The sequence below is a fragment of the Neorhizobium petrolearium genome (genome assembly GCF_017873175.1).
Classification (GTDB): domain Bacteria; phylum Pseudomonadota; class Alphaproteobacteria; order Rhizobiales; family Rhizobiaceae; genus Neorhizobium; species Neorhizobium petrolearium.
The window spans coordinates 26,150-35,149 of record NZ_JAGGJW010000029.1; the positions used below are offsets into that span (position 1 = coordinate 26,150).

Annotated in this window: 8 protein-coding genes; 6 read left to right on the forward strand and 2 right to left on the reverse strand. The window is 56.3% G+C overall.

Going from position 1 to position 9,000, the window contains the following annotated elements:
- Window positions 1-1,193 precede the first annotated feature (1,193 nt).
- A complete protein-coding gene (locus J2046_RS32135) occupies window positions 1,194-2,015 on the reverse strand; it encodes a GIY-YIG nuclease family protein (RefSeq protein ID WP_210058745.1) in 822 nt (273 codons plus the stop codon).
- A 260-nt stretch (window positions 2,016-2,275) separates the two neighbouring features.
- On the opposite strand from J2046_RS32135, the gene J2046_RS32140 reads away from it, so the two are divergent.
- The 4 genes from J2046_RS32140 (at window position 2,276) to J2046_RS32155 (ending at window position 6,748) form a co-directional block, all read left to right on the forward strand.
- Window positions 2,276-4,408: a Z1 domain-containing protein gene (locus J2046_RS32140; RefSeq protein WP_210058746.1), complete on the forward strand. Its 2,133-nt coding sequence runs from the start codon at window positions 2,276-2,278 to the stop codon at window positions 4,406-4,408.
- Window positions 4,409-4,510: 102 nt separating this feature from the next.
- Window positions 4,511-4,951, forward strand: a complete 441-nt coding sequence (locus J2046_RS32145) for a very short patch repair endonuclease (protein ID WP_210058747.1) — start codon at window positions 4,511-4,513, stop codon at window positions 4,949-4,951.
- Window positions 4,938-6,098 carry a DNA cytosine methyltransferase gene (locus J2046_RS32150; RefSeq protein ID WP_210058748.1) on the forward strand — a complete coding sequence of 387 codons (1,161 nt, stop codon included), beginning with the start codon at window positions 4,938-4,940 and terminating at the stop codon, window positions 6,096-6,098. The genes J2046_RS32145 and J2046_RS32150 overlap by 14 nt, the downstream gene beginning before the upstream one ends.
- The gene (locus J2046_RS32155; RefSeq protein ID WP_210058749.1) at window positions 6,095-6,748 is read left to right on the forward strand and encodes an Eco29kI family restriction endonuclease; all 654 of its coding nucleotides are present in this window, start codon (window positions 6,095-6,097) and stop codon (window positions 6,746-6,748) included. The genes J2046_RS32150 and J2046_RS32155 overlap by 4 nt, the downstream gene beginning before the upstream one ends.
- 65 nt (window positions 6,749-6,813) lie before the next feature.
- Here the strand turns inward: J2046_RS32155 and J2046_RS32160 are convergent, their stop codons facing one another.
- Window positions 6,814-7,725 carry an HNH endonuclease gene (locus tag J2046_RS32160; RefSeq protein ID WP_210058751.1) on the reverse strand — a complete coding sequence of 304 codons (912 nt, stop codon included), beginning with the start codon at window positions 7,723-7,725 and terminating at the stop codon, window positions 6,814-6,816.
- Window positions 7,726-7,899: 174 nt separating this feature from the next.
- Here J2046_RS32160 and J2046_RS32165 point away from each other — a divergent pair, with 174 nt between their 5' ends.
- Both J2046_RS32165 and J2046_RS32170 read left to right on the forward strand, forming a co-directional pair.
- The gene (locus J2046_RS32165) at window positions 7,900-8,445 is read left to right on the forward strand and encodes a hypothetical protein (RefSeq protein WP_210058753.1); all 546 of its coding nucleotides are present in this window, start codon (window positions 7,900-7,902) and stop codon (window positions 8,443-8,445) included.
- A 104-nt stretch (window positions 8,446-8,549) separates the two neighbouring features.
- Window positions 8,550-9,000: transposase (locus J2046_RS32170; RefSeq protein ID WP_210058755.1), on the forward strand; the 451-nt coding region annotated here is incomplete at its 3' end.

Genomic DNA, 9,000 nt, shown 5'->3' on the forward strand with positions numbered 1-9,000 from the left:
ACGTAGCGCCCGAAGAAACGGGTAGCGTCACGTCGGTTTCGCCGGCCTCGGATTCATGCTGAAAGAGAAATATCCCGGCGGCATTGATCCCGTTGTCGACGGCTTTCCAGGCAGGCTGCGGATCTGTATCGGGCGGGTCGCGGGGGCTCAGCCTTAAAACAAGCTCCAGCTCCCCAATTTCATTCGCTTGCCTGCCGATCTCTATTAGTCCTGGCCAACGCTCAGGCCCACCGGAAGCGGGCAGTCCAAGAAGCGATCCATGAAAATTACCATAGAATCGAAACAGCGTGCGAACGGACATCCCAAAGCCCCATGGATGATTGCGAGCACTTCTCAAGAACGAAATCGGGGTCGACCGAGCAATACAAAGTGCCGCTGGCACGTTGTCGTACGAGCGCTCTCAGAATGCTTTCGGTAAAATAACGCGCGCGGAACTAGACGAAGCACTTGTTGACCAAATGCCCCACCCGCCTCTTCAGCCTGCTGTAAAAAAGCTTACTTATTCGCTTGTCAGAAGAACCTTGGGTGGAACCGCTGTCAATATACTCGCCTTTAACTTTATGCGTTGTCCACAGACGAGGAACGACACTTCCCACCTTGCGTTATTGGCTGGCCCTTTTTCGATGAATGTCGCGCCACCAAAAAGACCTCGAAACATCGACAGTCATTAGCGGCGTGATCGCAGGTTCGGGACACCGCCTGACCGGTTGCTGACGGCGCCATTTGAGCAAAGCTCAGGTGATCATTGAATACCGGAGAGCTGAATAGCTCGCCGACGATCATAGCTCATTCGTTGGATGCGACCCCAGCCTGCCTCGCAATACGCAAGCAGCCTCACCGGATATTTTGGCGCCGCGTCCATTATTTCCTATTCCACAGATTAGCTGCTCAACACTTAGCGCCAAGCGCCTATTACTCCGGCCAACAGAAACAAAGCAACGATGAAGGCAGACCACTTGGCGCGTGACCAGGGCTTAGGTGCATAATCATTGTCTGCTCCAGGTGACTTATCCCATCCGCTGACCATTGGATCCTCCAGGGAGTTGCGGTATTCCATTCCCCCTTTCGGCGAGATTTCTCACCGATACAGGCTTTGCTTGCATGCCAGGGAAATTAAGCCAGACGTTACGATGAGGGCAAGATCATGAAGAAGCGGTACCAACGGAGGGATCGAGGCGTCGCGACATCAATCCTCAAAACGCCTCTGAGCGATGTTTGTAGATTGTACTTTCCTTGTAAAGAATTACCCGCCCCGGAAACAGCGTGACCTGCCAACCCTCTGGGAGAACCTTCCGCGCCTTATTAAGCAAGTTACGAACCGAATCTCCGGCATCTACCAGGACCATCGCGGCGGAACGTTGATCCGCATGCCCCTTTGTATAATGTTCAGGCTTCTTTTTTCCCGGAAGTAAATCCGTCTCATAACGGAAATAATATGGTAAATTCTCCTTGAGATGGATTAACATCGGGAGCAATTGATGAGGGCCAGGCTCGAATAAACCTAATTCGCGATCTATATTTATTGGGTACTCAAAGTCAAACTTCGATGGTCTCTGCCCCTCGCGATTATGCCCCGGGTCGTTGGAACCGAAGCCGCTATAGTTCCAAGCCAGCACCTTTTTATCCGCTTTCCTCATCTCATGAATGAGAATGGCCTCGACATCGAAATTCGAGAAAACCATGATGCGGATTGCCTTGAACCCAATACGAGAAGGATCCAGGTTCTCTCGATTCCGAATGGTGTAGAAGTGTCTGCTCAGGCGATCCCGGAAACCGTGGCGAACGTCTGTTTTCCCCGCGTAAATAGGCTTTTCATCCAAGAAAAGGACATAGGCCCCCTTAGCTCCTTCTGGAAGCTTATTTATCGCCTCGATAGTAAGTGGCGTGATTGAGATCTCACTTACAAGTCGCGGCAAATCCCTGCGCAAGGCCGCTTCGATGTCGATTTCATACTCAACGTAGCCGATTGGTCCGGGGCGTATTATCTGGGCCGAAGCCGTTTTTGATCTGGCCATTTAAAAGAAACGGTTATGTGGGTTCGATACTCAAGCGAAAGAATCACGCCGAGCGTGTGACAAGGTAGACAGTATGTTCGCCGAGGTACAAGTGGGGCAAATCTCCGACAAGCTGGAACGACCGCTGCCTCAGAACAATTGCTCTTCCATTCAGTCCGTCACAGCAAACCACCGCGACCGAGCGAGAAAGGCCCCAAACGGATTGACATCTATGGTTGCGCTGAGCAATGTCTTCCTTAGGGTCTGGGGAGGACTATCTCATGGGTTTCTATTCTCGCTTGCGCGACAGCCGTCGCGACGATGATGCCTTGCAACACTGCATCCAGTCGGTCGTGGATCAACTCCAATCGGCCGTCGATCCCAACAAGCCTGGAATGCTGCTCGGTAAGATCCAATCGGGAAAGACGCGCGCTTTCCTCGGCGTGATCGCGAGGGCATTCGACACGGATTTCGATATCGCGATTGTCTTGACGAAGGGCACCAAGACGTTGGCCAACCAAACGGTCAAGCGGATCGGACGAGACTTCAAGGAGTTCATCGACGACGATCTGATTGTCCTTTTCGATATAATGTCGGCGCCGGAAGCCCTGACGAAATCCGAACTCCGACGGAAGATCATCATCGTCGCCAAGAAGCAGGTGCACAATCTCTCGCGCATTCAGGCGTTCTTTGATGAGAAGTATCCGGAACTCAAGCAAAAGCGCGTACTCTTGGTCGACGACGAAGCGGACATGGCAAGCATTCGGTTCGCGCGAAAAAAGGGCGAGGACGACATCGATCAAGGCGCCATCGCCAACCAAATGGACTTGCTCCGCAAGTCGCTTCCGGGGATCGCGTTCCTGCAGGTGACCGCGACGCCTTATGCCCTCTATCTTCAACCCGAGGATTATGAGAACGCCACCCAGGTGAAGGAGATCTTCTATCCGAAGCGGCCAGCGTTCACGGAACTTCTTCCGATTCATGACGCTTACGTTGGCGGAGAAACATATTTCGGCGGATGGGATGCCGATGATCCGCGCTATTACCTCTATGAAGAAGTAGGAGATCGGGAGCTTGACGCCCTTCGCTCGAACGACGGCCGGGCGATCCGAGAGGACCGGATCTGGACGAGCGAGAATATCAAGGTGCTCAAGCGGAGCCTTATGAACTTCTTGCTTTCCGTCGCAGTCCGACGGCGCCAGCAGACGGCGCTTGAACAACGGCCAAAGAAATACGCGATGATCATGCATAACGACACGCAGCGCGCGGCGCATACGTGGCAATGGGAGACCGTTCAGCGAATCATATCGGCTTTCGAGAAAGCGGCGACAGACGACGATCCGAGGTTGCGCGGGCTCTTTGATGAATCTTACAGGGACCTCGAGCGATCGGTGCAGGCGAATGCCAGCCACATGCCCACCGCCGAGGAGGCGTTCACGGATGTGCGCGAGTTAATCTCCGACGGTGAACTGAACGTTCAGCGTGTGAATTCCGATGTACAGCTGGAACCGCTTCTCGACCAGGAAACCGCTGAGCTTCGGCTTCGCACCAAGGCGAATTTGTTCATTGGCGGGAGCATCCTCGATCGAGGCATCACGGTGCCTAATCTGATCGCCTTCTATTACGGAAGAAGTCCCAAGCGAATGCAAGCCGACACGGTCCTGCAACACTCGCGGATGTATGGTGCCCGCGAACGTGATGATATCGCCGTCACACGCTTCTACACGTCCCGAGGTGTTTACACCCGTCTCACGCAAATTCACGCGCTGGAGACCGCGCTTCGCGAAGCTTTCGAAAGCGGCGCCCATGACGGCGGTGTCGTCTTCATTCAGAGTGACGCGCGGCAAGGCTTCATCCCATGCGCGCCGAGCAAGGTAACGCTTAGCGATGTCGTCGCCATTCGACCAAGCGACGTCTTGCTTCCCACAGGCTTCGATACCGTCGCTACCACCAAGCTCGCGAGACAAACGGCCAAGGTCGATGCCTTGGTACCCCAAGAGGCGATCGGGGCCAGCGCATTCATCGACATCGGCATCGAAGACGGTCTCGCCCTTATCGACGCGATAGAACCAACGATCGAGCTTAGGGAGAATGACGGATTCGAATGGGAGGCGATGAAGGGACTTCTTCGTTACTATGCCGAGAAAAGCGATGGAAAGGTAGCCTTGCTCGCCCAGGTGGGACGTCGCCTCGATAAAGGCCGGTCGGGTGACCGGTCCGGTCTCTCCATCCTTGGTACGGCGGAACTGCGCAATCTCGTGCGCCAACCGGGCCGGCAAGCGCCGGCCATCATTCTTCTCAAGCAGGAAGGTGGTCCCGCGCTCGGTTGGAAGGCTGGCCCGTTCTGGTGGCCGATGTTGGTAAGCCCCCCGGGAGCCACATCATGCGTGTTCGCGACCAAGATCGCGGCGTAAGCGATCGAACAAATCACGAGGCAAGCTCTCATTCGATGGTGTGATTTTCCGTCTTTCCAACCGGTATTGCCGGATCGCCGGTTTGAGTTCATGTAGTCAAGGATGACCGATACACTCTCACCCTCCGCGCGCTCCGAGCGGATGTCGCGGGTCCGTGGCCGCGATACTAAGCCGGAACTTCGGGTGCGGCGGCTATTGCATTCCCTTGGCTACCGTTTCCGACTGCATCGGCGCGATCTTCCCGGTTCACCGGATATCGTGCTGCCCCGGCACCATACGGTTATTTTCGTTCACGGGTGCTTTTGGCATCGGCATGACGACCCAAACTGCAGGCTGGCCCGCATGCCCAAATCCCGGCTGGATTTTTGGGGTCCGAAACTTGCGTCGAATCAGGTACGAGATGAACGGGTTAGGCAGTCCCTCACCGCGCTCGGCTGGCGAGTGCTCGTGATCTGGGAATGCGAAGTCAAGGACGAGGAAAAGCTGAAGGACGAGATCGTTGGCTTCCTCGCCGGCAAGGGAGCGAGTGGTGCGAGCGATTGAGCTTTTCGCGGGAGCGGGCGGACTTGGCATGGGGGTCAGCCTCGCCGGCTTCAAGCCAGAGATGGTGGTGGAGTGGGACCGCTGGTGCTGCGACACCCTTAGGGAAAACCGCAAGCTGGCGGGATCGGTCATTTCCTCATGGCCAACTCCGATCGAAGGTGACGTTCGGAACGTCGATTTCCGGAAGTTCGAAGGTAAGATCGATCTCGTCACCGGAGGCCCGCCATGTCAGCCGTTCTCGATCGGTGGCCGTCACCGCGCGCACGATGACAGCCGCGATATGTGGCCCGAGGCCGTCCGCGCCGTCCGTGAAATAAGACCGCGCGCGTTCATCTTTGAGAACGTGAAGGGCCTAACGCGAGAGACCTTCTCGACATACCTCGGCTACATACTGCTGCAGCTTCAATATCCCTCCATGGAGCTGACCGGTGACGAAGACTGGCAGGATCATCGTGACCGCCTGCAGCGGCATCACACCTCTGGTGGCCGCATCGAGTATCGCGTCGTCCACCAGTTGGTGAACGCCGCCAATTTCGGCGTCGCGCAGAAGCGCGAGCGCGTCGTTTTCGTGGGCTTCGCGGAGGGTATCGTCGCTGATTGGTGCTTTCCCCGGGAAACGCATTCGCTCGACGCGCTGCTATATTCGCAGTTCAAGACGGATGAGTATTGGGACCACCACCGGGTGGCCAAGAAGGACCGCGTCATCAATGTAAGGTTCAAGGCTCGTGGCGAGTCCCTCAAGGAAAAGCCAGCCGAGATGCCTTGGCGAACCGTTCGCGACGCATTGGAGGGATTACCCGAACCTAGGTTGGATGGCAAAAGCAGCGAGATCCTGAACCATCGTCTTCAACCGGGCGCGCGAAGCTATGTCGGCCATACGGGCAGTTCGCTCGATGAGCCAGCGAAGACGCTAAAGGCTGGCGTCCACGGCGTTCCGGGCGGAGAAAATATGTTGCGACGCGCCGACGGCAGCGTTCGGTATTTCACGATCCGGGAAAGCGCGCGTCTGCAAGCCTTCCCCGACAATTACGTGTTGCATGGCGCCTGGAGCGAGGCGATGCGCCAGCTCGGCAACGCCGTGCCTGTCACGTTGGGTGAAGTTGTCGCCAAGTCGGTTCGCGAGCATCTCTCGGCGAGTGGGGCATGACACGCGGGCCCTACAATCCTCTCGACAAGCTTAACCTTGGCAAATCAGTGGCGGAGGCGCTTCTTGATCAGTCCGAGCATCCAATCGGTGACATTCCTGTCTTCGAGGGCGCTGGGATCTACGTGATCTACTATAGAGGCGATTATCCCCTGTACGCACCGATCAGCGAAGCGAACGCCGAGGAATTGAGGTGGCCGATCTATATCGGCAAGGCGATCCCTAGCGGCTCGCGTCGGGGCTCCAGCCTTTTCTCGGAAGCCAGGGGTCGGTGGCTGTTCAATCGACTCGGAGAGCACCGGGAGTCGATCGCCGTGGTTGAACAGCATGGGACGGATAATCTCAAGGTCGCCGATTTCGTGGCGAAGTTCCTCATTGTCGACGACATATGGATACCACTTGGCGAAAGTCTCTTGATCGCGACGTTCAAACCACTTTGGAACCGGGTCCTCGACGGTTTTGGCAATCATGATCCCGGATCCGGAAGATACAATGGTCTCCGGCCGCTATGGGATGTCCTCCATCCCGGAAGGGGATGGGCCATGAAATGCCGCGGGCGGCCAGAAAGCGTGGCGGAGATCCAAGAACGGGTCGTTTCCTTCCTCCAGGAGCATGAACCGCCGAGAAGTGGGCACATGGTATTCGACCGTTGAGTCCCTAACTGTCATGGCAGCGCGTTGGGGTGCCGAATGTGAAATGTCGGTTCTAGCCGCGCATCCTAGAGCGAGCTAAACTTCTCTCGGTGCCTCCCGATATACGTCGAATTCGGCCACAGCTGCGGATCCACTGGCAGGTGAATTCTATCAAGCTGCTTCTCGAATAGACTCCGCAGTTCCGGCGGAACCTTGTTGTGAGAAACAAGAAGGCGGTAATCATCCGTTAGGGAGATGAGGTGCCGGTCGAACAGCCAATGCACCGTCCCCGATAGGGCGAGGCCATTCTGAACGACGTCGGGACCGCCCTCGGCGACAGGCCAAATATGGGCGGCCTGAGCCTCCGCCTTCCCGCCTCCATTCACGATCCGAAGACGAGTGACCGCGCATCTGTTGTCGTAGGCATCGCAAACCCACCTTCGGAAGTTCGCATCTCGTATCTTTCGATTGAGCAAGATTTGTTCGATATCGCGCTCTTGAGCCTCGATGGGCGCGGCGAGCAAGGCTTGTGTCCGCGCGTCCACATGGTGTTGATCAAGTTCGAGCCGGATCGCGTTGGCTGGCGACAGTGTATCGGCCAGGCCAGCGCGCGCTATGACGGCGAAATCAGAATCCGAGATTTCACGTATCGATCGCCCTCGTAGATAAACGCCGATCCGAGTTGGATCCCCGATCGCTCGCAAGGACGCCTCGGAGTATTTCCCGTCGGTCGAGAATGGCACTGGACGGTCGAATGGAAGGTAGTCACCCATCACGGCATAGAAGAGATTTTCGCGCGTGGGATCCGGATCTATTCGAAGAACTCTCGCGACGGCGATGTAGGCGCGAAGCCCACCATTTCGTTGTGGCTCCCGGTAAACGATCCAATCTCCCACCAGCGGTTCAACGGCGCGTCTATATTGCGATGGAAATTGATATTGGCGCGTCAACTCATCCTTGTAGCCTGAGTTTGGCTTCGTGTCGAAAACTCCCTTCAACGAAATCCCCCTCAAGCGCGGCTCTCATCTCCGCGCCAACATTTTTTCACGAATCCATTCGAGACAATATCTTGCGCACCATTGATAAGACAATTCGCAAGGCACCGACCGTGGTTCAACGAAACGTCACGCCTCGGGCAGGTGAGAACATCCCGAGCAGTACCGGAGGTACCTGTGGTCACACGAGAAGAACTTTATGAACTTGTCTGGTCCAAGCCCATGCTGAGGGTTGCGGAACAATTCGAGGTATCGAGCAGCTACATGGCCCGTGTCTGCTCGGCGTTGAACGTGCCACGTCCAGAACGTGGCTACTGGGCGAAAATGGCCGTGGGAAAGGCACCCCCACAAGACCCCCTCCCCGATGCGCGTCCCGGTGACCTGCTTTCGTGGTCGAGAGACGGCGAGCTGCCAGTCCGACCCAAGCCATCATATGTGCCGAAGATCCGTGAGCGCGCTCCGCGTCAGCGCGTTTCACGGGAGGCAATTCATGAACTCATCAGGGGCGCCCGAGCACATTTCGAGTCTGGCCGACCGGTCGATGAGGAAGCATATCTTAAGCCTTACAAGAAGCTGCTTTTGGATGTCATCACGTCGAAGGCTTGCCTCGACAAGTGCCTCGATTTCGCCAATGAACTCTTCAAGCGCCTGGAGGCGTCAGGGCATCGCGTGATGATCGCCCCTACAAACCAAAAGTTCGGTCGCGTTCGCATCGACTGTTGATTTGCGCTGAGAGCTGACCCGGGATTGCGGGAAAATATCACTGAGAATTGACCCATGTTTCAATCATCCCCTGTGGTTTCAGCGGGGGCTCTGGAGTGATCGACATGGCGTTACTGAGCGTAATCCGACGCTGGCATTTTCGAGAGCAGATATCGATCCGGGAGATTTGCCGCAGGACTGGCCTATCCCGGAATACCATCCGCAAATATCTGCGCCTGGGCGGCGTAGAGCCGAAGTTCAAGGTCCCGGAGCGGCCGAGCAAGCTTGATCCATTTGCGGATCGCTTGTCGGCCTGGCTGAAGACGGAATCCAAAAAGAGCCGCAAGCAGAAGCGGACGATGAAGCAGTTACATTCTGATCTGGTGAGCCTTGGCTATGAAGGTTCCTACTGCCGTGTTGCCGCCTTTGCTCGAGAATGGAAGGCGGACCGGCAGAGAGAACTCCAGACAACAGGACGGGACACGTTCGTGCCTTTGGCCTTTGAGCCCGGGGAAGCGTTCCAGTTCGACTGGTCTGAGGATTGGGCCATCATCGGCAATGAACGGACCAAGCTGC

Coding starts and splice junctions, on each gene's coding strand:
- J2046_RS32135 (WP_210058745.1), bottom strand. CDS start 2,015: ATGGCCAGATCAAAAACGGCTTCGGCCCAGATAATACGCCCCGGACCA.
- J2046_RS32140 (WP_210058746.1), top strand. CDS start 2,276: ATGGGTTTCTATTCTCGCTTGCGCGACAGCCGTCGCGACGATGATGCC.
- J2046_RS32145 (WP_210058747.1), top strand. CDS start 4,511: ATGACCGATACACTCTCACCCTCCGCGCGCTCCGAGCGGATGTCGCGG.
- J2046_RS32155 (WP_210058749.1), top strand. CDS start 6,095: ATGACACGCGGGCCCTACAATCCTCTCGACAAGCTTAACCTTGGCAAA.